24 protein-coding genes and 1 pseudogene are annotated in these 23,689 nt (G+C 53.1%); 5 read left to right on the top strand and 20 right to left on the bottom strand.

Annotated features, from left to right (window positions below; genetic code table 11):
* Window positions 1–71: 71 nt before the first annotated feature.
* The 9 genes from ACR1UW_RS06700 to fadH form a co-directional block, all read right to left on the bottom strand.
* The gene (locus ACR1UW_RS06700) at window positions 72–734 is read right to left on the bottom strand and encodes a potassium channel family protein (protein WP_050368461.1); all 663 of its coding nucleotides are present in this window, start codon (window positions 732–734) and stop codon (window positions 72–74) included.
* A gap of 178 nt (window positions 735–912) precedes the next feature.
* Window positions 913–1,155, bottom strand: a complete 243-nt coding sequence (locus ACR1UW_RS06695; RefSeq protein WP_033008477.1) for a YkuS family protein — start codon at window positions 1,153–1,155, stop codon at window positions 913–915.
* Between the two features lie 54 nt (window positions 1,156–1,209).
* A complete protein-coding gene (locus tag ACR1UW_RS06690; protein WP_033008475.1) occupies window positions 1,210–2,343 on the bottom strand; it encodes an N-acetyldiaminopimelate deacetylase in 1,134 nt (377 codons plus the stop codon).
* 57 nt (window positions 2,344–2,400) lie between these two features.
* Entirely contained in the window at window positions 2,401–3,111 is a 711-nt protein-coding gene (gene dapD / locus ACR1UW_RS06685) for a 2,3,4,5-tetrahydropyridine-2,6-dicarboxylate N-acetyltransferase (RefSeq protein WP_033008474.1), read from the bottom strand.
* 72 nt (window positions 3,112–3,183) lie between these two features.
* Window positions 3,184–3,639, bottom strand: a complete 456-nt coding sequence (cbpB, locus tag ACR1UW_RS06680) for a cyclic-di-AMP-binding protein CbpB (RefSeq protein ID WP_063211124.1) — start codon at window positions 3,637–3,639, stop codon at window positions 3,184–3,186.
* A gap of 102 nt (window positions 3,640–3,741) precedes the next feature.
* Complete coding sequence (gene abbA / locus ACR1UW_RS06675) at window positions 3,742–3,945, bottom strand: antirepressor AbbA (RefSeq protein WP_013145903.1); 204 nt, start codon at window positions 3,943–3,945, stop codon at window positions 3,742–3,744.
* Between the two features lie 124 nt (window positions 3,946–4,069).
* On the bottom strand, window positions 4,070–4,303 hold the full coding sequence (locus tag ACR1UW_RS06670; protein ID WP_011230546.1) for a hypothetical protein: 234 nt from the start codon (window positions 4,301–4,303) through the stop codon (window positions 4,070–4,072).
* A gap of 48 nt (window positions 4,304–4,351) precedes the next feature.
* The gene (locus ACR1UW_RS06665; RefSeq protein ID WP_050368776.1) at window positions 4,352–5,569 is read right to left on the bottom strand and encodes an EAL domain-containing protein; all 1,218 of its coding nucleotides are present in this window, start codon (window positions 5,567–5,569) and stop codon (window positions 4,352–4,354) included.
* Between the two features lie 216 nt (window positions 5,570–5,785).
* Window positions 5,786–6,553, bottom strand: a complete 768-nt coding sequence (gene fadH, locus ACR1UW_RS06660; RefSeq protein WP_050368775.1) for a 2,4-dienoyl-CoA reductase — start codon at window positions 6,551–6,553, stop codon at window positions 5,786–5,788.
* Between the two features lie 148 nt (window positions 6,554–6,701).
* Here fadH and ACR1UW_RS06655 point away from each other — a divergent pair, with 148 nt between their 5' ends.
* Both ACR1UW_RS06655 and ACR1UW_RS06650 read left to right on the top strand, forming a co-directional pair.
* Window positions 6,702–7,571: a metallophosphoesterase gene (locus tag ACR1UW_RS06655; RefSeq protein WP_050368460.1), complete on the top strand. Its 870-nt coding sequence runs from the start codon at window positions 6,702–6,704 to the stop codon at window positions 7,569–7,571.
* 68 nt (window positions 7,572–7,639) lie between these two features.
* On the top strand, window positions 7,640–8,074 hold the full coding sequence (locus tag ACR1UW_RS06650) for a YkyB family protein (RefSeq protein ID WP_014195334.1): 435 nt from the start codon (window positions 7,640–7,642) through the stop codon (window positions 8,072–8,074).
* Between the two features lie 705 nt (window positions 8,075–8,779).
* Here the strand turns inward: ACR1UW_RS06650 and ACR1UW_RS06645 are convergent.
* The 6 genes and pseudogenes from ACR1UW_RS06645 to corA form a co-directional block, all read right to left on the bottom strand.
* Window positions 8,780–10,189: a glycosyltransferase family 2 protein gene (locus ACR1UW_RS06645; protein WP_063211122.1), complete on the bottom strand. Its 1,410-nt coding sequence runs from the start codon at window positions 10,187–10,189 to the stop codon at window positions 8,780–8,782.
* Window positions 10,186–11,088: a HEAT repeat domain-containing protein gene (locus tag ACR1UW_RS06640; protein WP_235607739.1), complete on the bottom strand. Its 903-nt coding sequence runs from the start codon at window positions 11,086–11,088 to the stop codon at window positions 10,186–10,188. The genes ACR1UW_RS06645 and ACR1UW_RS06640 overlap by 4 nt, the downstream gene beginning before the upstream one ends.
* 119 nt (window positions 11,089–11,207) lie before the next feature.
* Complete coding sequence (locus ACR1UW_RS06635; protein ID WP_498935020.1) at window positions 11,208–12,836, bottom strand: diguanylate cyclase; 1,629 nt, start codon at window positions 12,834–12,836, stop codon at window positions 11,208–11,210.
* Window positions 12,837–12,960: 124 nt separating this feature from the next.
* Window positions 12,961–13,134, bottom strand: a pseudogene (locus tag ACR1UW_RS06630) (transposase); the annotation flags it as partial.
* A 119-nt stretch (window positions 13,135–13,253) separates the two neighbouring features.
* Complete coding sequence (locus tag ACR1UW_RS06625; protein ID WP_498935018.1) at window positions 13,254–13,904, bottom strand: glycoside hydrolase domain-containing protein; 651 nt, start codon at window positions 13,902–13,904, stop codon at window positions 13,254–13,256.
* A gap of 68 nt (window positions 13,905–13,972) precedes the next feature.
* Window positions 13,973–14,971, bottom strand: a complete 999-nt coding sequence (gene corA, locus ACR1UW_RS06620) for a magnesium/cobalt transporter CorA (protein WP_237421041.1) — start codon at window positions 14,969–14,971, stop codon at window positions 13,973–13,975.
* 189 nt (window positions 14,972–15,160) lie between these two features.
* On the opposite strand from corA, the gene ACR1UW_RS06615 reads away from it, so the two are divergent.
* The 3 genes from ACR1UW_RS06615 (at window position 15,161) to ACR1UW_RS06605 (ending at window position 18,266) form a co-directional block, all read left to right on the top strand.
* Entirely contained in the window at window positions 15,161–15,388 is a 228-nt protein-coding gene (locus tag ACR1UW_RS06615; protein WP_011230536.1) for an IDEAL domain-containing protein, read from the top strand.
* A gap of 153 nt (window positions 15,389–15,541) precedes the next feature.
* Window positions 15,542–16,702 (top strand): aminotransferase A, encoded by a 1,161-nt coding sequence (locus ACR1UW_RS06610; RefSeq protein ID WP_498935015.1) that lies wholly within the window; start codon window positions 15,542–15,544, stop codon window positions 16,700–16,702.
* A gap of 202 nt (window positions 16,703–16,904) precedes the next feature.
* Complete coding sequence (locus tag ACR1UW_RS06605) at window positions 16,905–18,266, top strand: IS4 family transposase (RefSeq protein WP_498935013.1); 1,362 nt, start codon at window positions 16,905–16,907, stop codon at window positions 18,264–18,266.
* A 200-nt stretch (window positions 18,267–18,466) separates the two neighbouring features.
* Here the strand turns inward: ACR1UW_RS06605 and ACR1UW_RS06600 are convergent, their stop codons facing one another.
* The 5 genes from ACR1UW_RS06600 to ACR1UW_RS06580 all read right to left on the bottom strand — a co-directional run bounded on the left by ACR1UW_RS06600 (window position 18,467) and on the right by ACR1UW_RS06580 (window position 23,680).
* Window positions 18,467–19,441, bottom strand: coding sequence for a quinone oxidoreductase family protein (locus tag ACR1UW_RS06600; protein WP_498935011.1), 975 nt, complete (start codon window positions 19,439–19,441; stop codon window positions 18,467–18,469).
* On the bottom strand, window positions 19,438–20,220 hold the full coding sequence (locus ACR1UW_RS06595) for a 2-phosphosulfolactate phosphatase (RefSeq protein WP_498935009.1): 783 nt from the start codon (window positions 20,218–20,220) through the stop codon (window positions 19,438–19,440). Before ACR1UW_RS06595 ends, ACR1UW_RS06600 begins: the two co-directional genes overlap by 4 nt.
* Complete coding sequence (locus ACR1UW_RS06590; RefSeq protein ID WP_498935007.1) at window positions 20,220–21,284, bottom strand: phosphotransferase family protein; 1,065 nt, start codon at window positions 21,282–21,284, stop codon at window positions 20,220–20,222. Before ACR1UW_RS06590 ends, ACR1UW_RS06595 begins: the two co-directional genes overlap by 1 nt.
* 98 nt (window positions 21,285–21,382) lie before the next feature.
* Window positions 21,383–21,967, bottom strand: a complete 585-nt coding sequence (locus ACR1UW_RS06585; RefSeq protein WP_498935005.1) for a TetR/AcrR family transcriptional regulator — start codon at window positions 21,965–21,967, stop codon at window positions 21,383–21,385.
* 93 nt (window positions 21,968–22,060) lie between these two features.
* Window positions 22,061–23,680, bottom strand: a complete 1,620-nt coding sequence (locus tag ACR1UW_RS06580) for a long-chain-fatty-acid--CoA ligase (protein ID WP_498935003.1) — start codon at window positions 23,678–23,680, stop codon at window positions 22,061–22,063.
* Window positions 23,681–23,689: the final 9 nt, after the last annotated feature.

Here is a 23,689-nt window from a genome sequence, read left to right as displayed (position 1 = left end):
AGAAAAAAGGGCGTCCTTGCAAAAGGATGCCCTTTTTCCGTCATCATCATGCACAGGCCGCCTGCCAGCCGTCAACCGACCACTTTTTCCTCAAACCGGTCAATGTCGCTGTCAGCGCCGATGACGACCAACACGTCGCCTTTGCGGATGATTTCCGAGGCGAGCGGGGAGACGATGACGCTTGTTCCACGCTTGATGGCGACGATGTTGATGCCATAGCGGGCGCGGATGTCCAGCTCCAAAAGCGAATGGCCGTCAAGCCGCTCGCTTGCCACGATTTCGACAATGCTGTATTTGTCCGACAGCTCCAAATAGTCCAACACGTTGTTGGAAATCAAATTGTGGGCGATCCGCTCGCCCATATCGCGCTCCGGATGCACGATTTGGTCAGCGCCGATTTTTTTCAGCACTTTTTCGTGGTAATCGTTTGTCGCCTTGACCGTAATATGATTGACGCCAAGCTCTTTTAAAATGAGCGTCGTTAAAATGCTGGCCTGAATGTTGTCGCCAATCGCGACAATGACGTGGTCAAAGTTGCGGATGCCTAAGCTTTTCAACACATTTTCGTCCGTCGTATCACCGACGACGGCGTGTGAGGCGACCGCCGCAAATTCGTTCACCCGGTCTTCGTCAATATCGATGGCCAACACTTCCATCCCTTGTTCACTCAACGTGCGGCAAATGCTGCCGCCAAACCGCCCGAGGCCGATGACGGCAAACTGTTTCTTTTTCATCAGTGATTCCTCCATCGCTTACCCATCATTGCTTTTTTCCTTATTCTATCAAAAAAGAAGGAGAACGAAAACGTTCTTCCGCTTCTTTTTCCTCATGCTGCCTTTTTCTAATCGGCCGGCCCGCGCCTTTCCGCAAAAAAACGGGCTGCCTGCGCACACAGCCCGATGAATTTCGTCGTTAGCGAAGTTTTTCTTCAACTTTTTGGCAAATTTCTTCCGCGGTAAGCCCGCTCGCTTCAATGACCGGACCGGACGTGACGATGTTGTGAATGCCGGCAACGTTTGCATCCAAGCCGGTAATGACGCAGCAATCGCAGCCCCGGGCATCTTGTTCCCCGCCAAGCGGAACAACCTCATACCCTCTTTCTCTCAATGCCTCCTGCACGTCGGTCAGCGATTGCTCAACACCGATTTTCGCCATCACACTCCACCTCCTCATATACATAATGTGTCTTGATGGAGGTGGAACTATACTTCATTCGGCGTTCCCTTTCCATGAAAAATAATCAATTAAAAAAGCGATCGCCCGGTCAATAGCCTCTTCATTTGGGGTGAGCTTTGCATGGTGCAACCCATGGGGCGAATCCACGCCGAGCCAAAACATCAATCCCGGGATTTCCGCCAGCATATAGCCAAAATCTTCGCCGGTCATCGCCTCTTTGCAGCGAATGACGTTCATACCGGGATGCGCTTCGGCAAACCGCATAAATTCCGCTGTCAGCGCCGGATCGTTGTACACTTGGTAGTACATGGCGCCGTAATCGATCGCCGCCTCGCATTCGTAGGCCACTTCGATTCCGCGCACGATCGCCTCAATCCGCCGCTTGACCGCCTCCATAGCCGCAGGCGACAGCGTCCGGATCGTTCCCTCGAGCCGGGCATGTTCGGCGATGACGTTTTGCACTGTCCCCCCGGCAATTTTCCCGATCGTAATGACGGCGCTGTCGAGCGGATCAACGTTGCGGGCGACGATCGACTGCAGCTGAACGACGAGCGTGCAGGCAGCGACGACCATATCGTTCGCCAAATGGGGAAAGGCTGCATGTCCGCCTTTTCCTTTTAAATCGATAAACAGCTCCGATGTATTGGCAAACAACAGTCCTTCTTTCGTCGCGATAGTGCCGACCGGATATTCCGGGGCGATATGCAAGGCGACGATCATATCCGGCCTCCATTCCTGCATGATGTCGCTTTCCATCATCGGCTTCGCCCCGCCCGGCCCTTCCTCGGCCGGCTGGAAAATAAACAGCAAGTCATCTTGAATCGGATGATGTGCGAAATGGGTGAGCACGCCAAGAGCGATGCTCATATGCACATCGTGGCCGCACGCATGCATGCACCCTTCATGTTCAGAGCGGTACGGCAAACCGGTCTCCTCGCGGATCGGCAGCCCGTCTATATCGGCGCGGTAGCCAATCGTTTTTTGCGGCGATGTTCCGTTGACTTTGACAAAAATCCCGGTTTTCCATGTCCGGACTTGAAGCCGCTCTTGCGGCAGCGACCGAATATAGTGAAGCAAATATTGCTGTGTTTTAAACTCTTGAAACCCGAGCTCGGGAATTTTATGCAAGTCGCGGCGAATGGCGACAAATGGGCTGATCGCTTCCATCCTCTCTCCTCCATTGGAAAAAAGCTGCCCCGTGAGCGGACAGCTTTTTTCCCGTCATTATAACTGGCGAAGCTCTTGTTTAATTTCCGTTTTCGCTCTCGTTTGTTCGTCGATTTGCTTAATGACGCGCGCCGGCACGCCGGCGACAACGGTATACGGCGGCACATCCTCGACGACGACCGCCCCGGCGGCGACGACCGCCCCTTTGCCGACGGTGACGCCTTCCAAAATGACAGCATTCGCGCCGACAAGGACATCGTCTTCAACGATCACCGGCTTCGCCGATGGCGGCTCAATGACTCCGGCCAACACCGCTCCGGCGCCAATATGGCAGTTTTTTCCGACCGTCGCCCGGCCGCCGAGCACCGCATTCATGTCGATCATCGTTCCTTCACCGACAACCGCACCGATGTTGATGACCGCTCCCATCATGATCACGGCGTTGTCGCCGATTTCCACATGGTCGCGGATAATGGCGCCCGGCTCGATGCGCGCCTTGATTCCTTTTAAGTCCAACAGCGGAATGGCCGAGTTGCGACGGTCGTTCTCGACGACGTAGTCCTCGATTTTGTCTTGATTCGCCGCGATTGCCGCTTGAATGTCTTGCCATTCGCCAAACACGACCCCGGTGTTGCCGGTGATGAACGGTTTCGCGCTCGGGCCGAAATCGATGCCTTCGAGTTCCCCTTTTATGTATACTTTAACCGGTGTCGATTTTTTGCTGTTTTGAATAAACGAAATGATCTCATTGGCGTCCATCATCTTCATCGGCGATTTCCTCCTTCATGCTGTATTCTTTTTTACTTTAGCAAAACAAAGATGTTGGTGACAAGCATCAATTCATAAAAGTTTTCGGCCCTGATTCGGCCGCCGCAGCTGTTTATTCAATTGCTTCAATATTTCGCGGCGGGTAAAAATCCCTTCAAAATAGCCATCCTCGTTCTCAACGCACACAAACGGATGGTTAACGATGAGCCCCACCGCTTTCCAAAGCCGGTCGTCAAGCCGCAGGCGCGGAATGTTTCGGTTCATCACTTCTTCGACCTTCATCGTCTCGAGACGTTCAAATTCGATGCGCTCCAATCCTAAAATTGCATCCATCATCATCGTCATGCTGATGAGCCCATGCAGTTTATACGATGTATCGAGAACTGGAATCGCTGAATAGCCGGTTTTCGTCAGGACGAGCAGCGCATGATCCAAATAATTTCCCGGCTGCACATGCGCCACTTTATCCGCCGGAATCAGAAATGGCTTGACAGTCATTTGCATGAATTCATTGTGTTCCCATGTCATGCCGATGTTCCGCCTTTCTTCTGCATCTTCTCCTCTCCACATTGTTATCATACCATAAAAAAGACTATCGCTTCCTGCGATAGCGATAGTGCACAATAATTTTTATCCTTCCTCTTCCTCTGTCAACAGTCGGTCGTATAAACGCAACAGCTGCCGGTACCGGTGTTCATCGACCTCCTTGTCTCCGTTTTCGATATCCGCCAGCTCGGAGCGGATGAGCTCGAGTGCATATTGCTGGCTGAACAAAACGTCAAGCAATAACGCCGCTTCCTCGCCCGACAGCCTTGTCGGCAGCCGCTTCGTCATCTCCATTCCCCCTTTGCCTCTTCCGCTTCCATATATATTCGCCGGCAAAGGAAAAAAGTCGTGGAAAAAAGCGTCATTTGCGGACAGGCAAAAAGGCCACCCATATGAATGGAATGGCCTTTTTTCAATAATAGCGCAACGCCAAATAACCAATGGCAAAAATGGCGAGCAAGACAGCGAGTACGTAAGCGAGGAACACCGGGTTGCGCAAGTAGGCATGCTCCTCGACCGTTTTCGGAATCGGCCCGTCAAGCTCCCCTTGCCAACGCTGTTGGCGTCCGAGGCGAACCGTATAGACGAACCCGATGACTGCGATCAGTACAGAGAGGGCAGATAACACAAAAGTGAGCTGTGCCATAAGTTTCACCTCATGCTTACTTTGCCGCAACGCGGCGATTTTATACGGTCAATAATGGGCGTCATGTTCAAACAAATAGCTGTAGGACAAGTCGATAAACAAATAGTGGCGCTCATCGATCGGATACGAATACGTCCGGATCGTCTCCCCGGTTTCAATGTCTGTGTACAAATCCGATAAAATCCCCCGCCGGCGCGAGCGCATGCGAATGATGTTTTCCAAAAAATATGGCCGCCAGCTCCAGTTTTTCATGTAATATTCGTGTTCGAGCTCCCAGCGGCCGCCGCGCTTGAACATGTTGCCCGACTGCTGGAAGCCGTCCTCATCGCAAACGTAAATGCGGAAACAAACGTCATCGAGCTCGGCCGCCAGCGATGAAATGAGTTCGTTGAAATTGCCTGCTTTTTTGTATTTGCCAAGCAGCGCCGTGATTCGCTGCTGAAACTGTTCAGAAATATGGTACAGCGTTTCAAGTTTTTTCTTTTCTTGCTGGATGAAGCGATGGCATTCCTGGCGCAGCAAGTCTTTCAACAAATCGCGCGGCACGGCTTCCGGTCCGGGCTTCGCCAAATAATACCCTTGGTAGTAGCGGCCGCCATGCCGCCAAGCGTACTGAAGTTGAAAGGATGTTTCAATATCTTCGTACAAAAGCGTCGCCCCGATTTTGCGGGCCAACAGCGAGATGGAATGGACGATTCCTTGGTATGCCTGATGAACGGACGCTTTTCGCAATTCATGCAAATCGATTTTTAAAATGTCAGGCGACAACACCCCGATCCGCTCCAAGTTGATGCTATGTTCAGCGATGTTGTCGACCGCCACTTTCACACCGTACGTACGGATGTATGTCAATAAATGGTTGAGCTGATCAACATCCCCTTTAAAATGTTGCTCGTTAATTTCTAATACGATGCGGCCAAGCGCCAGTCCTTTCGCCTCATAGGCAAGAAGCAGCTGCAAAAACGACTCGCCGCGATCGAGCATCAACAAATTGGCGTCGCGGTTAAAAAAAATGAGCGGCGTCTGATCCGCAAGCGCCAAAAAATAATCGAGCGCTTTTTTCGTGATCACATCATCCACTTCGATGCGAAATTCTTCTGGAATGGTTTCATCGTGAAAAAACGGCCCAAGGCTGACCGGCCCTGTTTCCGTTTGAAACCGACCGAGCACTTCATAGCCGACGACCCCATGCTCATCGGCGCTGAAAATCGGTTGATAGTGCGGAATCACTTGCGGCAAGTTGGCCATCACGTCTAATGCATCCATCGTGTTCACCTCATCCCCATCGACCATCTTTGCCTTTATTATAGCATAATTGCCCAATCGTTCCTGACTCGTAAAAAAAGCGGCTCCCCTGACAGCAGGGAATCCGCTTGTGACAAAGGCCGTTGCGTGCAATGAGCCGGTTGCCCGCGATAAATGAAGAAATACCGCCTGCAATCCCTTTTGGGTGAGGACCATCTTGCTTTATGGCAAATTTGATTAAAACGGCCGCCGGTTCAGCCATTGGCCGCCGTCAACTGTGATGCAAGCGCCGTTAATGTAAGCGGCTTCATCTGAAAGCAAAAACGAAGCGACCGCCGCGATTTCTTCCGGCGTCCCGAGCCGCCCGAGCGGCACGCTTTCCAACGTCATCCGCTCTGCTTCCTCTGATTCCCAAAGCCGCTCCGCCCCGCCGGTCCGCTCAATCGGCCCGGGAGCGATCGCATTGACGCGGAAGCCGTACTTTTTCCCCCATTCCACAGCAAGCGTGCGCGTCATTGCCAGCACTCCAGCCTTGGCGCTCGCTGAATGAATGACCCCGGCGCCAGCGTGCCAGGCGTACGTCGCAATAATGTTGAGGATATTTCCTTTCAGGCCACGCTGAATCCAATAGTTGCCGACTTCCCGGCTGCAGTAGAACGTGCCGTTTAACACAATGTTGATGACGCTGTTCCAGCCGTTGATCGACAACTTTTCCGCCGGGCAAATAAAGTTGCCGGCCGCATTGTTCACCAAAGCATCGATGCGGCCAAACTCCGCATCGGCCCGTCCCACCATCTCGGCGACTTGCTCCGGATTGCGCACATCCATCGGCACGGTGAGCACGCGCCCCCCATCAGGCGCAGCAATTTCTCGCTTTGCCTCTTCCAGCGCATCGGCTCTCCTTCCGGTAATGACAACGTTCGCCCCTTCGGAAACAAAACGCTTGGCCATATATTTGCCCATGCCGCTTGATCCGCCTGTCACGATCACAACTTTTCCATTCATTTTCTCTCCCCCTAACATGACTGATGACTCATTCATTTTTCATCATATCATAAAAAGGTCGAATATTCGAACATTATTTTTTCTCTACTTGTCCTCATCTTCCGTTTTTTGTTATAATAATTCTGCTTATGAAAGGACAGACGGAACGATGCACCATATGGAGACAGCAAAAATGAGCCGACGCACGTTTTTAAAAAAGCTGGCGCGCACCGGCCTAGCCGCCGCATTGGCCACAACGGCCGCGTACAGCTATGCCCGCTGGATCGAGCCGGCCTGCGTGTCTGTAACGCGCCATACATTGTCGCACCCGCTCATCCCGAAGTCGTTTGCCGGCGCAACGATGCTGCAATTCAGCGACCTTCATCTCGGTCATTACTATGGATTAAAGCGCTTTGACCAGGTGATCGATCAAATTAACAAGCTAGAGCCGGATTTGATCGTCTTCACCGGCGATCTGCTCCATGAGGCGAACCGATACCCGCACACAGAAGCGGTCGCCGAAGCGCTCGCCCGCCTTCGGGCCCCGCTTGGAAAATTCAGCGTCTACGGCAACCATGATCATGGCGGTTACGGAACAGACATTTACCGCCGGTTGATGGAGCGGGCTGGGTTTCGCGTCCTCGTCAACGAGCATGCGCTTATCCGCCGCGGCCAACACGCGATCGCCATCGCTGGCAGCGACGATATGATGCTCGGCCGTCCGGATTGGTCGAAAATGACAAATGGCATTCCGCCGGCAACGTACACGATCGCCCTCGTCCATGAACCGGACGGCGCCTTGGAAACATCCCGCCTCCCGATTCACGTGCAGCTGTCCGGCCATAGCCATGGTGGGCAAATTCAATTGCCGTTTATCGGACCGCTCATCACGCCGCCGTTGTCTGAGCGGTATTATGAAGGGTTTTACCACGTCGGTGGACTCTTGTTGTACGTCAACCGCGGCCTTGGCACAACAAGGGTGCCGCTTCGCTTCTTCGCTCCGCCGGAGTTGACCGTTTTTTCGCTTACCCCCGGATAGAAGTAGGACAAACCGGGCAACAACACCGCTTCCTATGTTATAATAGAAAGAAAAAAGGAGACATGCCGATGAAACCGGTGCAATTGACGGTCGACAATATTGCCAAAGCGATTTTTACCGTCAACCGCCATGCCAAAACAGCATTGAACCCTTCGTTTCTTTATCTTCTGAAGAAAAAAGCGATCGAGAAGCTGCTTGAGGAGGGCAAGGCGAAAAAAGTGGGCCTCCATTTTTCCCGCAATCCGAGATACAGCCAACAGCAATCCGACGTGCTTGTCGCCGTCGGCGACTACTACTTCCACATTCCTCCGACAAAGCAGGATTTCGCCGCCCTTCCGCACCTTGGCTCTCTCAACGATTCATACCGCAACCCTCCAGCTCGGATGCCGCTGTCAGAGGCAAAAGCCATTCTCATCGCCTACACCGGACTGAAGGAAAAGCCGGAACAAAAGCCGAAACGGCTGACAAGACCCGTATTTAAACGGCTCGGCGACCGCTATTAAGCGGACGCCGGTTTTTTTCAACAGTGGGCACATCTTAGCGCCGGGTCGGCAACAGGGGCATCGATGTCTCTTTTGCTTCAACCTGCTTTTTCGCCCACCCTGTCTTGCAATGAAAGTCCCCTCTCGTTTTCGCTGCACTAAGAGGCGGTGAAAAGCAACCATTTTCCCTAAATTGATGATTCTCGAGTCAACTACCCCCACTTAGCTAACGCTTGAAGTGGGGGCTTGCAACTCCCCAGAAGTACAAGCGGACTTCGTCCTCCTTCCTTGACTTGGGGTTGCATCAGGGCAGGTTGACAACTACCCAACGACGCAGGTCATGCCTGCATCGTTACCGATTCTCTCGGTGTGTCTGTTGGCAGTACTTGGCTTCCACACACAACAGACGGATCTACGCTCGATGTTTTACGGTTACAACGTTTCCTGTAACCAACTCCATACATCGAGTAGCCGTGATTGGAGTGCCTTTATTAAACGGTTTTCTCCACGCCTTTATTATATCATACACAAAAGAAAAGGGGAACGCGCATTCCTCTCCCACTTACTCCCTTTGGTCGTTGAAGTGGGAGTCTCCTGCGCGAAATAGGATAAAGAGGAGAACAATATCCGTAAGGCTTCTCCATTTGAGGAGAAACATGATTGGGCCGCCTTTCCTGTTCAATCACCGGCCTTCTAAAACAAATAAGCCAGCCGCTGTTCTGTCGGCTACGCTGAGACCCCTTTCCTCTTTATGCTTCCCCATTGTTTTTTTCGACGAATGGCATCGATCACCCCTTCGCACCGCCACCAAGCGGTAAGCGGACGGTACCAAAACGTCTCGGTCAACGCGAAGAAAAACAGCTTCACCAAATCAGAGATGCTCGGGAACTCCCGCTCAGTCCACTCTTCAAGCAAGACGGCTACTGCTGATAACAGCGAACCGTACAAAACCGAAACCGTCAGCAACAAAAGAGCGAATTCGACGTACAAGTTTCCGAGAAATAAGGAGAAAACAACGACAATATAGCCCATCAATTCAACGATCGGACCAAGAAGCTCAATGAACCAAAAATACGGCAGCGAAAGAAGGCCGATTGAGCCATATTTTGGATTGAACAGCATCGATCGATGCATCCATAAGCTTTCCAAAAGCCCGCGATGCCAGCGTCGCCGCTGCCTCCGCAAATCGCCATACGTTTCCGGTGCTTCCGTCCAGCAAACCGGGTCGGGGATGTAGATGATTTTTTTCGCCTCGTTTTTTTCCCGCGCCAGTCGATGCAGACGCACGACGAGCTCCATATCTTCGCCAACTGTATCAGCATATCCCCCTGCTTCAATCACCCAAGGCTTGGAAAAGACGCCGAACGCCCCAGACACAATCAGCAGCAAGTTGTGGCGGCTTAAGCCGAGACGGCCGAGCAAAAACGCACGCAAATATTCAATCGTTTGCATAATGACGAGCGGCCGCCGCGACAACCCAACCTGGACGATCTCACCGCGTTCAATCCGGCAGCCATTGGCGATGTGGACGCTTCCTCCAGAAGCGATGATCTCCCCGTCGGACTCAAGCATTGGTTTCATCACTTTCAAAAACGCGCGCCGCTCCAAAACCGAATCGCCGTCAATCGTGCAAATGTATGGATAGCGAGAAGCGTTGATTCCCGCGTTCAACGCATCCGCTTTCCCACCGTTTTCTTTATCCAGCACAAACAAATGGGGATAATTAAGCGACTGATAAACCGCCTTAATTTCCTTTGCGTCCAGCTGGCGGCGAATGACGCGATAGACCAGCTGCAAATGAAAATGCTCAATCAGCCGTTCAAGCGTTTTGTCAGTCGATCCATCGTTAATGACAATGACCTCGTACTCAGGATATTCAATAGCCAGCAGCGACCGCACCGAGCCGACGATGCCCGCTTCCTCATTATAAGCGGGAACAAGAATGGACACCGGTTTGGCATAGCTCGCATCGAGCAGCTCTTCATACGGCTCCCAGTCATCAAGACGATGAATGCGGCGCAAATGGATGAACGAGACAACAAGCAAAAAGGCATAAAAAAGAAGAACGATGACCATGTAAATCAGTACAATATGTCCTGCGACCCAAAGAAACGAACGCCACGCTTCCACTATCATTCTCCTCCTCCAAGCCACTGCCTCGCCATATCACGAGCATAACGATCCGATGCTGTGCGCGCCGCGGCGCGCAACGCCGTTCGGCCTCCCGGCAGACGCGCGATGGCCGCGGCGGCTTCGGAACGAACAACAAATGAACGGTCGCTAAGCCGCTCATACAGCAACGGAAGAAGCCGCTCTTCGCGGCATTTTCCCGCCAAGCGGGCAGCCATCAGCCGCTCTTGCCAATGGGAGGAGCACAACTGCTGCTTGAGCCTCTCCGCTTCAAGCGGCATGCCGATTTCCGCCATCGCCTTGAGCGCGCGAACGCGAAGTTCCGACTCATCGGATGCCAACAGCTCCAGCAAAAACGACCGCTCCTCGCGCCGGCGGATGCCGATCATATCCACGAACGCGCACTTCCCCGCCCGCGTCAGTTCATCAAATCGCTGTTCCACCTGTCGAAGCAGCCGCTCGCTCATATGGCCAAAAATAACTCGGTACGCAAACTCGGTCAATTCGTATTTCGGCTCAAGCACGTAGGTCACCACTGGGCTATAGTCAAATCGGGCAAAAATTGTCAACAGTTTTGCTTCTTCTCCTCTCGTCACCCGGTCGGAGCGGTACAATCGCTCCATCTCCGGCAACATCGCCTTCATCTGCAAATCCTCTATCAAAAACAGTGCGTTCATCCGCTCGCTCCAATCCCGACTTGACAACCAGCGGCGCAGCCATCCTTGAAAATGCTTTTCCGCCAATGTTCGGATTCTCTCCTGCACCTGTTCGCCTTTCAAGAGCGAAGCGAAATGGTCAAGGAGCTCCATCATCGCCTCACGCTCAAGCGGCGAAGACGGCAACGGCAGCTCTTCCTCTTCGCCGAGCACATGACGAAACAGCGGAAGATGGAACCGCTTTTTCAAAGCCCTGATCTCTGCCTGGCGTCTATTTTCCCTCCATTTTCGCACCACCAAATAGAGAAATAGGTTTACTAACAGTGCAAGGAAAACAATCGTTGCGGCTAAGGCGGAAAAAAGCGCCATCACTCCTCCAGCTCCTTCAACAACCGGCGCAGCCGCGCCTCAAGCTCAAGCCATTTAAACGGCTTTGTCACATATTCGTCCGCTCCTCGGTTCAGCGCATGGGCAATATCCCGCTCATCTTGGCGCGACGTCAGCATCATCACCTTGTATGGCTTTCGCTCTTGACGGAGGCGGTTCAACACCTCAAGGCCGTCCATTTTTGGCATCACCCGATCCAAAATGACGACAGATTGCCGCCCGCTTTGATAAAACGGAGATTCGAGAAACGAAAGGCCGTCGCCAAACTCGTAAATGTCCGCTTTCCCCCCCTGCTCATTGACGAGCTTGCGGACAAGATGAGCAATCATCATCCGCACGAGTTCATCGTCGTCTACGATGGCAATCGCCCATCGCCGCCGATCCGTTGATGCTTGGCTTGGGGCCTCATCCGAAGAACCGCTTTTCTCACGCGCCGCCTCTTCGATCCGATTGCCACCGCCTCGTTTCGCCGCATACAGCGCCTTGTCGGCCAGACGCAGCCAATAGTCAAGCGGCCGATCCGGTTCATCACACTCAACCAGGCCGGCGGAAAACGTACATGATAGAAGTGCGCCATCCGCCGCGATTTTTTCGGCGGCGAACTGGCGTTGCAGCCGCTCAAGCACTGCACGAGCCTCGCTTTTGGACGTTTTGGCCAGCCAAACGACAAACTCTTCGCCCCCAAAGCGAACGACGGTATCCACTCCACGTGTATGTTGGCGCAAAAAGGCAGCCAGCTTTTGCAATACCGCATCGCCTGCAAGGTGGCCGAAACGGTCATTGACTTGTTTGAAATGGTCCAAATCAAGCAACGCCAAACAGCTTGGCGCTCCGTAACGCTCGAGGTCGCTCCGAAGGCGGGCGTATACCCGCGGCAAATACTTCCGGTTATACACACCTGTCAATTCGTCAATGAGCACAAGGTCATCGATTTTTCGTTTTTTTTCAATGAGCCGGCGAACGCGAACGAACAGCTCATCTGCCGCTGGGGTGGTGATGACATCATCCGCGCCAAGCTCATAACCTTTCAACCGCCCCTCTTTGCCCTCGTCTCTCCTCACAATGACAACAGGAAGATAGGGGCGCTGTCCGGCGCGCTCAAGCAAAACCGTCAAGTCCGGATTCTCCCACTCTCCCTCCTTCACGCTGACGATGATGCAATCCGGGCTGAGACGAAACATCGACGCGGCCGCCTGCTCAAGGGAGGGAATCGTCGTGAAACGCCATGGCACGGTTTGCAGGGCGCCGCGGACGTAAGCAAAAAACAGGGGATCATTTCCACAGAGGAGAATAGCTGCTTTCGGCCCTTGGCGGTGCGAAGAGGGAATGGTGGCAGAAGCCACTTCCCCGGCTTCATAGAAGCAGCGAAGGAGAGGAACCATCTCCATCAGCGCCTCCTCCGCTGTCCATTGCCGTTCCGTTTGGCCGTTCAACCGGTGAATGAGCCGCTCTGCTTCAGCAGCGATGTCGCTAAGGCCAATCACCGCCGCCGTCCGGCCGACAGCATTGAAAAATCGGGCCAATTCCACACCGTCAAGCGGCGGTTCCGTCCTCCATCGTTCGTATTGTTCATGGATGCGGTCCAACAGTGAGGCGACAGGTCGATCCATATTCCCTCTCCTTTCGATCATCGTTCCGTTTTCCCCAACCGACTGACATCCTCCTTTTTTCCTATTACTAATATAATCGATCCAAGCAAAAAAGGTTCATCACCAAAAGTTGTACTTGCGCCTGTCATGAAAGTATGTTAGCTGTTTCTAGACGGACCCGCCATGCAAAACGCTGGATATTTCTGTATCCGTATCCCCGACGTTTCATCAGCTTGATCTTGTTATTTGTTCCCTCCATTTTCCCATTTGAATAAGGGGATAAAATGCACGATATGATTTCGTCTGTTCGTTTGACTCTTAAAATCTCAAGTACAACTTGTGGTGAAGAGCCGCAAAAAAATTAAAAGAAAAGACGCGCAACAGCCAACAATTTCCCAGCCGCATAAAAAAGCCGCTGCCTTTTTGCAACGGCTTTGTTCAATACAAAAAGTCCAATAGGCGTCGGTCAGCTAAATTCGTGTCAACCGGGCAGACTTCTGCATCACGCCCGTACTGCCACACCCAGACATTCGCGCTGCAAGGCGGGGCAGCCGGCTGATAGCGCGGCGCTTTCTGCTCTTTCGTCGTTCCCGGCCTTGGTGCGGCGCTCCAAATGACCGCCTGCACCGCCACTTGGTTGTTCCGGCTGACCGCCTCGCAATAGGCAACGGCGAAATCCCCTTTCGTCGGGTCCGCGTACAGCCCCGGCCGGTATCCGGTCGGATAGAGCGTTTCCACCCAAGCAGCGATCCAAGCGGCATCCACAGCGAAAAAGTCTTCGATGTTGGCAAACAGCAGTTTATTTTTCGGAATGCCAAGCCGCCGCGCATGGAACACCGCGTTGCGCGCCGCCACCTGTCCGTTTGCATAGCCGACCGCCTCTCGGAAGGCGTTGTAGATCGGCAGCACCTTCACCCCATAGCTGCGGATGCGGGCGATCTCCTCCCGCGTCAATCCTTCCGATACGTTCGGCACCTCGACCAAATAGCGGCCCCAAAACTTCGGGTAGCCGAGCTCGGTTCGCACGCACTGAAACAGCTGATCCGTGACCACCTGCGCGGAATCGACTCCCCAAATGCCTCTTACCATCCTTCCCCCTCCTTTGCGGTCACGCTGCCATAGTTATGTATATGAGGGGGAGCGCTTGTTTTATACGGCTACCGGCGGCGCTTCCGTTCCTCCTTCGCCCAGTCGCCTTTCAACAACTGAAACCAGCCGTTGCGCTTAAACCAAACAAACATCGTCATGCCGATCACCGCCATGGCAGCCAATACAACAAAGTATCCGTACTTCCAGTGCAATTCAGGCATATAATCAAAGTTCATCCCATAAATGCCGGCAATAAAGGAGAGCGGCATGAAAATCGTCGTAATGGCCGTAAACGTCATCATAATGTTGTTCATTCGATTCGAGTTCAGCGACAAATAGCTGTCGCGGATATCTGCTGTAATCTCGCGGTTGGTCTCGATCATTTCCGACAGCTTCAATAAATGGTCGTAAATGTCGTGAAAATACAACTGTCGTTCTTTCATGCGCTGCAGGCGATCGGAGTGGATGATGCGGTACAACAAATCGCGCATCGGCACGATCGTCCGGCGCAGCTTCGACAAATCGCTGCGGATATCAAACACCTTTTCGATAATGTCGTGAATCGGTTCATTGTTCGTATTCTCCTCTAAATCGTTCAGCACGTCTTCAATATGGTAAAGCGGTGGAAAATAATCATCCACAAGCTTGTCGATCAGCCGGTACATGACGTGAAACGGCCCCTGCTGAACATCTTCTTCATGCTTCAATCGCTCCCACACCTCATCGACCGCGTGAATGGCCGACTTATGAAACGAAACGATGAAATTTTGCCCGACAAACAAATCGACTTCCTCAGCCTCCAGCGTCATCCCGGCAATGGCATGAAGCACAACAAACAAGTAGCGGTCATAAAAATCGAGCTTCGGCCGCTGCACATATTCGAGACAGTCTTCAATCGCCAGTGGGTGAAAACGGAAAAAGGAGGCGAGCAGCGCCGATTCCTCATCCGTCGGCTCATGAAAGTCAACCCAATACCATGAGACGTCCGGGCTGTTGACAAGCGTTACGTCAACATCATACAAAATCTCAAATTCTTTTGTCACGACACACGTGCGAATCATCGCCATCACCTTTGCCTTGTTCTCCTCTTATCATAACCGAAAAACTGTTAAGTCCCAATAAAAAACGGGTATAAAAATCATGTAGAGAAAAAATTGACAAAAAATATTTATCTAAATTTTCTTTACATTAGCATCAAAAACGACGATAATATAAGAAAGGGAACTGTTTCGTTCCCATATGGGAGGGACTGAATCATGTACGAAAAACAATACCCGAATGAAGGCGCCGTTTTGTTCAACCAGCCGGAAGAAAAAAGCAGCTACGGGCCGATGGCCGAACAAGTGCTGAAAGAAGCGATCTTCCAGTTTCAAAGAAAAAAACTGATGGAACAAATTGATGAAGCGCTCGCAGCCGGCAACAAGCCGTTGTTTTTCAAGCTTTCCGCCCAATATAACGACCTGTTGAAAAAATACGGCGCGTAAAAGGAGCGAACGAAGTTGGAAAGTGAATCGTCGATGACCAAGTGAGCCCCATTTCCGTTTGTGGGAACAATCCGGACGGAAAGGGGCTCATTTTTGTTTTTTCGTTTTCCTCGCCAATGGTACAATAGAAACAAAAAAGAAAGGTGGACAACCGTGAAACACCTCATTCAACCACGTGTTCAAGCCATTCAGTTATCAGGCATCCGCCAATTTTTCAACCTTGTCGCCGACCGGCCGGGACTTGTTTCCTTGACGATCGGCCAGCCGGATTTTCCAACACCCGAACATGTGAAAGCAGCCGCTCAGGAGGCGATCGCCGCCGATTTCACGACGTATACAGCGAACGCCGGCCTGCTGGAACTGCGCCAGGCGGCTTGCCAATTCGTCGCTGACAAGTACGGCCTTCGTTACACGCCGGACGAAGTCATCGCCACCGTCGGCGCCAGCCAGGCGCTTGATATTGCGTTTCGCACCATTTTAGAGGAAGGAACAGAGGTGCTCCTTCCCGCGCCGGTCTACCCCGGCTATGAACCGCTCATCCGCCTGTGCGGGGCGAGGCCGGTGTATATTGACACAAAACAAAACGGCTTTCGTCTGTCGGCCGAGCTGATCGCGCCTTATATAACAGACAGGACGCGCTGCCTCGTGTTGCCGTATCCGTCCAATCCGACAGGAACGACGCTGCCGGGCGAAACGCTCGAAGAGATCGCGGCACTCATGAAAGGGCAGCCAATTTGGATCGTATCCGACGAAATTTACAGCGAACTCGTCTATCGCGGCCGCCATCGTTCGATCGCCGAATGGCTGCCCGAGCAGACGATCGTCATCAACGGCTTAAGCAAATCGCACTCGATGACCGGCTGGCGCATCGGATTTGTCTTCGCCCCGTCGTTTGTGATTGAACAGATGGTGAAGGTGCACCAATACAGCGTCTCATGCACCTCGTCGATCAGTCAAAAGGCGGCCATTGAGGCGCTGACCGCCGGCAAACATGACGCCGAGGCAATGCGCGCCGCCTATGCGGAACGGCTCGAGTACGCTTACAACCGCCTAACCGCGATGGGGCTGCCGGTCGAAAAACCGGACGGGGCATTTTACTTGTTTCCATCAATCGCCGCCTTTGGCATGCCATCGTTTGACTTTGCCCTCGATGTCGTTGAAAAAGCCGGTGTCGCCCTCGTCCCCGGCAGCGCCTTCTCCGAATACGGCGAAGGCCATGTCCGCCTGTCGTATGCTTATTCGCTCGATGTCCTGAAAGAAGGGCTTGACCGTCTTGAGCGGTATATCGACAAAAAGGCGGCAAGTGCACGCTGATGGCGCCCCTTAAGACCGGAGCAAGACAGGCTTTCGCTTTTTTGCGCCGGGTTAACTCAAAAGCCGTCTGTCCTTCCGTAAAATACAAGATTGAAAAAGGGGCTGACCGCATAGCCATCAAGTTAAGAAAACAGGAATAAATATATGCCTGATTTGACCATCCTTTTGAAGACCTCATAATGTCTTAGAAAGGGTGGTTTTTTTGAAGACGTCCTTATCTCTCCGAGAAGAATGGCATTGTTTTTTAGACGGATTAAGAAGCGTGTTATCGTGCGAAGAACTTGAACATATGGCCCGAGATCATCAATTTATTCAACGAAAGGGGAAATTACGCGCCCATGATTTTGTGGCACTTTGCACATTTCTCCAGGAAGGAGGCGGTCAAAAATCATTGGTGCAGCTTTGCAGTGCTCTAGCTCTCAAGCAAAACACCTTTCTGAGTGCGGAAGGGCTCAATCAACGGTTTAATGAAAAAGCGGTGAGTTTCCTCAAAGCGGTGTTTGAAAAACTGCTCATTCATCAGACTCAGGAAGCCCGTCACTTATGTCAAAGACATTCACTGTTTCGCCGGATTCGCATTCTCGATTCCACGTCGTTTCAACTGCCTCCTGAAATCCGGGGGATTTACGAGGGATGTACGGGGCCTGGGGTGAAAATTCAGCTAGAATATGAATGGCTAGAAGGGAAGTTTCTCCATGCGGATGTCGAAGATGCCCGTCATCACGACGCCGCCTACGGAGCGTCCCTTCTATCGACCATCCAAGAGGGAGACCTTTGTTTGAAAGACTTAGGCTATTTTTCGCTTGAGGGATTGCAAGCCATTCATGACGCCGGAGCCTTTTATATTTCCCGGCTCAAACACAATGTAGGGATTTACCAAAAAGAAGGAGACCGATTTCGAAAATGGGAACCAGAGGATTTCCTTGCGGTGTTACAACCCGGAGAAACCATGGAACTGGAACATGCGTATGTCAGTGGAAAGAAAGTTTATCAACCGCGGCTCATTGTGTATCGGCTGACCGAAGAACAGGAGCGACAGAAGGAAGGACAATGGAAACAGAAGGCGAAACGAAAAGGGGCCGCGTACGTGACGCGACGCCCCCACTCAATATATGTATATATCACCAATATTCCAGCGATTTATACCTCTTTGCACGAAATTCATACGCTGTATTCTCTTCGCTGGCAAATTGAAGTGGTATTTAAGACATGGAAATCCCTGTTTCACATTCATCGATTCAAACCGATGAAAGGGGCTCGCTTTCAGTGCCACCTGTATGGAACGTTGATTGCCTTATTGATCAGCTCCACTGTCATGTTTAAAATGCGGGAATGGCTCTATCGAAAACAGAAAAAGGAATTGAGCGAATATAAGGCGATGAGTATGATCAAGGAGTTCGGTATGGATTTCTTTCAAGCCTTATGGTGTTCTGAGGAGTTAGTTGTCCAACTCCTTTTAAAACTGTGTGACATCATCGCTCAACACGGAAAAAAATCAAGGCGTTATACAAAAAAGAGCGCTTTAGACATTATCGAGAGTTTGGTCATCATGCCGGTGTCATAAGAAATTCCCGCCTCATATACCATGAAAAAAACCTTCTATAGGGAAGGTGTATTTGGCATGCCTATCTTTATATATTCTCACGGTCACAGCCTCCAAAGATGAAAAGTGAAGCCTTGGAGCTACTCGCTCCAAGGCTTCACTTGATGGCTATGGGGGCTGACCGAAAACAAGAGTGTGTTTTCGGGTCAGCCCCTTGTTGCTCACGGCACCAACAGCAGTTTGCCGCTCGTTTTTCGCCCTTGCAGCAGGCGGTGCACCTCGGCCGCGCGCTCGAGCGGATAGACGCCCCCGATGGTCAACTCAAGGCTTCCATCCCGCACCCAAGCGAGCAGATCGCGCAAGCTTCGTTCATATAGCGCCCGTTTTCGCATGACTTGCGGCAAGAAAAAGCCAACGACCGACCAGTTTTTCGCCATCAAACGGACCGGATTGAGGCGCGTCATCTCCCCGCTCGCCGCCCCGTATACAACCAAGCGGCCGAACGGGGCAAGGCAGTCGAGCGTTTGATGGAACACATCGCCGCCCGCCATTTCCAAGGCGACATCGACGCCGCGTCCATCTGTTGCCTCCATCACTTCCGCCGCCCAGCCGTCCTTTGTATAATCGATCGTGACGTCGGCGCCGAGCCGCGCGGCCAACGCTCGCTTTTCCTCCGTGCTGGCGGTGGCGATCACCGTTTTCGCCCCGAACCGTTTCGCCAATTGGACGGCAATCGTCCCAACGCCGCCGGCTGCGGCATGAACGAGCACCGTCTCCCCTTCTTCCAAGCGGCCCATCGTTTTGAGAATATGGTAGGCGCTTAGCCCTTGCACCGGCAAGGCCGCCGCCTGGCGGGCATCCATTCCATCCGGAAGCGGCACGACCGCCCGTTCATCGACAGCGACAAACTCAGCGTAGCCGCCTGATTCAATCAACGCGACAACCCGCTGGCCCGGGCGGATGGCTTCCACATCCGGACCGACTTCGCGGACGATGCCGGCCACCTCGGTGCCGGGCACGAACGGAAGCGGCGTCGGCACAACGTAGCGCCCTTCCCGCCTCGCTGTATCGGCGTAGTTCACACCGATCGCCTCAGCTTCAATCACCACTTGCCGTCCCGATGGCAACGGGCGCTCAGCCTCTTTTACTTGCAGCACTTCCGGACCGCCGTACTCAGCAAATTGCACGATTTTCACCGCTCATTCCCCTCTTTCGTCATCTTCATTTGCACGATATCGCGCACTTCCGCCGCCAACGGCCCGGGCTCGAGTTTCGGAATGACGGAAAGCGCTCCGTGCCGGTTGATGTAGTCGATCTCCTTTTCGAGGCCATAAGCCGCCATCCAACGTCCGACCCGCGAGGCGGACAACACTTCTTTTGCCTTCTCCTCGCTTGCGTATTGCCGGTAAAACAGCCAAGCAGCCATCGCGCTGTCGGACAGCTCCGCCGCGGCGACCCCCTGCTCGACTAGACAATGGACAAAATATCCGGCGCCATAAAAGTCCTCCAGGCAAAAACGCCCGGATGAACCGGCGCAAATGGCGATAACGGTCTCTTCTTTGTGCGAACGGCCAATATGTTCGCTGACCGCCGGGCTGTTCAGCAAGCTCGCCGCATAGACCGCGCGGGCCGGCATTGCCTTGCGGAGCGCCACGGTGCCGTTTGTCGTCGACAAAACGACCGTTTTCTCCGGGCATACCGTCTGCAAAAACAGCGGCGCGGGCGGATGAAAGCCGGCGATCGTCCGCCCTTCGTATTCGCCGACGAGCTCATAGCTGCCCTCTGGCAAGCGAAGCGCGATCTCCTTGGCCTCCTCGGCATCGCGCACCGGGATCACCGAACGAGCGCCGGCAGCGAGAACTGCTGTAATCGACGAGGTGGCAAGCAAAACATCGAACACGACAGCCACCTTTCGATCAGCAAGCGCCATCTCATCAATGTCTTCTTTGCGCAGCACGACATGCACTTTCGTCATCATGCGCCTCCCCGCCCCGCCAGCTGCCATGCATGCTGAATGAGCGCCTCGACAAACTGGTTGAAATAGCGAAACCGCTCGTCGTTCGTCTGGCCGCGGCGATAGCGGTAATAAATTTGCTGGCAAATGACCGCTAATTTAAAGTAAGCAAACGTTAAATAAACGTGTATATCGGACACATCACGTCCACTTTTTTTGGCATATGCCTCAATAAACTGTTCGCGCGTGTAAAAACCAGGCCGAACGGTGACCGGCGCACGGCCAAACCCGTGTTTGACAAGCGGCGGATCATCCTCCTCAATCCAATAGCTCATCGCCACCGCCAAATCGGCCAGCGGATCGCCAACGGTCGACATTTCCCAATCGAACAAGCCGACCATTTTCGTCACATCGTCTTTGGCAAACAAAGCGTTGTTCAGCTTAAAGTCGTAATGGATGACCGTCGCCTCTCGCTGCGGCGGAATATGGGACGCCAGCCATTTCATAAGCGCTTCGGCCTCCGGGATATCATCCGTTTTCGCCCGTTCGTAACGTTGGATCCAGCCGTGCACTTGCCGCTCCATAAATCCTTGCGGTTTCACCATCTGCACGAGCCGTGTTTTCGTATAGTCAATTTGATGAATTTGTACAAGCGTTTCGACCATCGTCTCGGAAATGCCGCGGCAGACGTCTTCCGTCGGATGAATGTCATCTGGAAAATCACTGTCAATCACAACACCATGGCGCCGTTCCATGACGAAAAACGGGCTGCCAATCACAGACTCATCTTCACAAAAATAAAACGGCTTCGGCGCTAGCGGGAAGAGCGGATGAATTTCCGCAAGCCACGTGCTCTCCCGCTTCATGTCGTGCGCTTTCGGCGGCACCGGGCCGAACGGCGGGCGGCGCAGCACCGCCTCCCACTCCCCACAGCGAAGCAAATAGGTCAAATTCGACCGGCCGGCAGAAAACTGCTGAATCTCAAGCTCCCCGTCCGGCATGTCCGGCAGCACCGTGCGCAAAAACTTGGCCAGCTTCCCTGCCGGCAGTTCTTCCCCCTTGCGCACTGGAATGATGGCAGTCATCTCCCTCTCCCCCTTGGTCAACAATTCAAGCGCGCCATTGCCGCCGCACGAACAGCATCCATCGACACACCTCGGATCAAACTTGTTTGTCTCTCTTTTCACTCGGCTTTCGAGACGCGCGGCCCGCTCATTCCATCAAGCAAAATAGTCACCATTTGCTTCGCCACCTCGGCATCCGTCAGCTCGCCATCCGGGCGAAACCATTGATAGCTCCAGTTGGCTGCCCCAAGAACGGTAAGCGTGGCGATCGATGGCGACAAATCGCAGCGCAGTTCACCGCTTTTCATTCCTTCCTCAATCAACGACTGCAGCCGATAGCGGAACAAATCGCGCTTTTCTTTTACCTTTTGTAAATGTTCTTCATTCAAATGCTTCATTTCACGAAAAAAAATACGCGCTTCCCGTCCCTGCCGTTCAACATTATGGATAAGCATGAAGACGATGTCATACAGTCGTTCCCGCACCGAGCGCTGTGTATCGCTTATAATCCGTTCCTCTTCGTCCAGCAGCCATTCAATATAGCGAAGGTGAATATCCATCAACAGTTCTTCTTTGCTTGTAAAATAGTAGTAAAACGTCCCCTTTGTCACCCCGAGGGCGTCCACAATATCTTGGATCGATGTTTCACTGAATCCGTTTCGTTCAAACAGTTCGACGCTGGCAGTCATAATCTTTTCTTTCACGATCTGCACCTCTTATGTTCAATGTCATCACTGCCAGCTATTTTATCATAAAACGGCCAAGCCTGCTCGGGACTTGGCCGCAAGCCTCCTCTGTCACTGCGGGCGCGACGCCTCTTCACGCAGCGCGCGGCGCAAAATTTTGCCGACGTTCGTTTTCGGCAGTTCAGTGCGGAACTCGATGATGCGCGGCACTTTGTACGCCGCTAAGTTTTTCCGGCAGTGGGCGAGAATGTCTTCTTCACTCGCCTGTTGTCCGTCTTTTAACACAATGATCGCCTTCACCGTTTCACCCCGGTATGGATCCGGCACACCGATCGCCGCCGCCTCTCTCACCGCTGGATGTTCGTACAACACCTCTTCAATTTCACGCGGATAAATGTTATAACCGCCGGCGATGATCAAATCTTTTTTCCGGTCGACAATCGTCACATACCCTTCCTCGTCAATCGAAGCCAAATCGCCAGTGTACAGCCAGCCATCGCGCAGCACCGCCGCCGTTTCCTCGGGCATGTTCCAATAGCCTTTCATCACTTGCGGTCCACGGATGATGAGCTCGCCGACTTCTCCTGGCGGCAATTCCTGCGTGCCGGTCGCCACGTCGACGACTTTGTACTCCGTCAACGGCATGCCGATGCCGACCGTACCTGGCTTGCGCGCCGCAAATGGCGGATTGCAATGCGTCACCGGCGACGCTTCGGACAAGCCGTACCCTTCAAGGACGACCGCCCCAGTTTTCGATTCAAAATCGCGCATCAATTCAAGCGGCATCGGCGCGCTGCCGCTGTTGCACGTTTTGATGCTGCTGATGCCGTACTGTTCGACGCCCGGCGTATTGGTAATCGCGACGTACATCGTCGGCACTCCCGGAAACACGGTCGGCTGTTTGTCGCGGATCGTCTCGAGCACTTCTTTCAGCTCAAAGCGCGGCAGCAAAATGTTTTCCGCCCCCTGGTAAATGGCCAAGTTCATTCCCGACGTCATCGCGAACACATGGAACAACGGGATGACGGTTAAATACCGCTCTTTGCCGAGCTCAAACGTTCCTTTGAAAAACTCGGCGCATTGCAGGACGTTGGCGAAAATGTTGCGGTGGGTGAGCATCGCCCCTTTGGAGCGCCCCGTCGTCCCACCCGTATATTGCAATACAGCGACGTCGTGCATCGGCTCGATCGGCACCGGGCGCACCACTCCGCTTCCTGCGGCAAGAAATTTGTCAAACGTGACATCTCCTTCCGCGAGCGCAACGGACGGCGGCGCGCCAAGGCTGACGGTGACCGCCTGCTCGACGGCTGTTTCCCCTCTGACGGCGGCGAGGCGCGGATAAAGCGGTTCATAAATGACGATCATCTTGGCGCCGGAATCTTTGAGCAAATAGGCAAGTTCGCGCTCAACAAGCATCGGGTTCACTTGGGTGACGATAGCGCCCGCCTGCAAAATGCCGTAATAGGCGATGACATATTGCGGGCAGTTCGGCAGCATAATCGCGACGCGGTCCCCTTTTTGTACGCCGCGCGCCTGCAGGCTTGAGGCAAAGCGGTTGACCGCGGCCGCGAGCTCGGCATAGGTGATCGTCTTATCGTAAAATGTCAACGCCGGCTGGGAGCCGAATTCCCCCGCCCGTTCTTGGAGCACATCGCATACCGTTTTGTCTGGAATATCGATGTAAAACGACACATGCTCCGGATAAAAAGGCAAAGCCCGTTTTTCGCTCATTTCGTCTCC

Source organism: Geobacillus lituanicus (assembly GCF_050994965.1).
Classification (GTDB): Bacteria; Bacillota; Bacilli; order Bacillales; family Anoxybacillaceae; genus Geobacillus; species Geobacillus stearothermophilus.
This window is presented reverse-complemented; position numbering and strand designations above follow the sequence as displayed.

What these genes read in the sequence shown, in the direction of transcription:
- ACR1UW_RS06700 (WP_050368461.1), bottom strand. Translation starts at nt 734, where the DNA reads ATGAAAAAGAAACAGTTTGCCGTCATCGGCCTCGGGCGGTTTGGCGGC.
- ACR1UW_RS06695 (WP_033008477.1), bottom strand. Translation starts at nt 1,155, where the DNA reads ATGGCGAAAATCGGTGTTGAGCAATCGCTGACCGACGTGCAGGAGGCA.
- ACR1UW_RS06690 (WP_033008475.1), bottom strand. Translation starts at nt 2,343, where the DNA reads ATGGAAGCGATCAGCCCATTTGTCGCCATTCGCCGCGACTTGCATAAA.
- dapD (WP_033008474.1), bottom strand. Translation starts at nt 3,111, where the DNA reads ATGAAGATGATGGACGCCAATGAGATCATTTCGTTTATTCAAAACAGC.
- cbpB (WP_063211124.1), bottom strand. Translation starts at nt 3,639, where the DNA reads ATGACATGGGAACACAATGAATTCATGCAAATGACTGTCAAGCCATTT.
- abbA (WP_013145903.1), bottom strand. Translation starts at nt 3,945, where the DNA reads ATGACGAAGCGGCTGCCGACAAGGCTGTCGGGCGAGGAAGCGGCGTTA.
- ACR1UW_RS06670 (WP_011230546.1), bottom strand. Translation starts at nt 4,303, where the DNA reads ATGGCACAGCTCACTTTTGTGTTATCTGCCCTCTCTGTACTGATCGCA.
- ACR1UW_RS06665 (WP_050368776.1), bottom strand. Translation starts at nt 5,569, where the DNA reads ATGGATGCATTAGACGTGATGGCCAACTTGCCGCAAGTGATTCCGCAC.
- fadH (WP_050368775.1), bottom strand. Translation starts at nt 6,553, where the DNA reads ATGAATGGAAAAGTTGTGATCGTGACAGGCGGATCAAGCGGCATGGGC.
- ACR1UW_RS06655 (WP_050368460.1), top strand. Translation starts at nt 6,702, where the DNA reads ATGCACCATATGGAGACAGCAAAAATGAGCCGACGCACGTTTTTAAAA.
- ACR1UW_RS06650 (WP_014195334.1), top strand. Translation starts at nt 7,640, where the DNA reads ATGAAACCGGTGCAATTGACGGTCGACAATATTGCCAAAGCGATTTTT.
- ACR1UW_RS06645 (WP_063211122.1), bottom strand. Translation starts at nt 10,189, where the DNA reads ATGATAGTGGAAGCGTGGCGTTCGTTTCTTTGGGTCGCAGGACATATT.
- ACR1UW_RS06635 (WP_498935020.1), bottom strand. Translation starts at nt 12,836, where the DNA reads ATGGATCGACCTGTCGCCTCACTGTTGGACCGCATCCATGAACAATAC.
- ACR1UW_RS06625 (WP_498935018.1), bottom strand. Translation starts at nt 13,904, where the DNA reads ATGGTAAGAGGCATTTGGGGAGTCGATTCCGCGCAGGTGGTCACGGAT.
- corA (WP_237421041.1), bottom strand. Translation starts at nt 14,971, where the DNA reads ATGGCGATGATTCGCACGTGTGTCGTGACAAAAGAATTTGAGATTTTG.
- ACR1UW_RS06615 (WP_011230536.1), top strand. Translation starts at nt 15,161, where the DNA reads ATGTACGAAAAACAATACCCGAATGAAGGCGCCGTTTTGTTCAACCAG.
- ACR1UW_RS06595 (WP_498935009.1), bottom strand. Translation starts at nt 20,220, where the DNA reads ATGACGAAAGTGCATGTCGTGCTGCGCAAAGAAGACATTGATGAGATG.
- ACR1UW_RS06590 (WP_498935007.1), bottom strand. Translation starts at nt 21,284, where the DNA reads ATGACTGCCATCATTCCAGTGCGCAAGGGGGAAGAACTGCCGGCAGGG.
- ACR1UW_RS06580 (WP_498935003.1), bottom strand. Translation starts at nt 23,680, where the DNA reads ATGAGCGAAAAACGGGCTTTGCCTTTTTATCCGGAGCATGTGTCGTTT.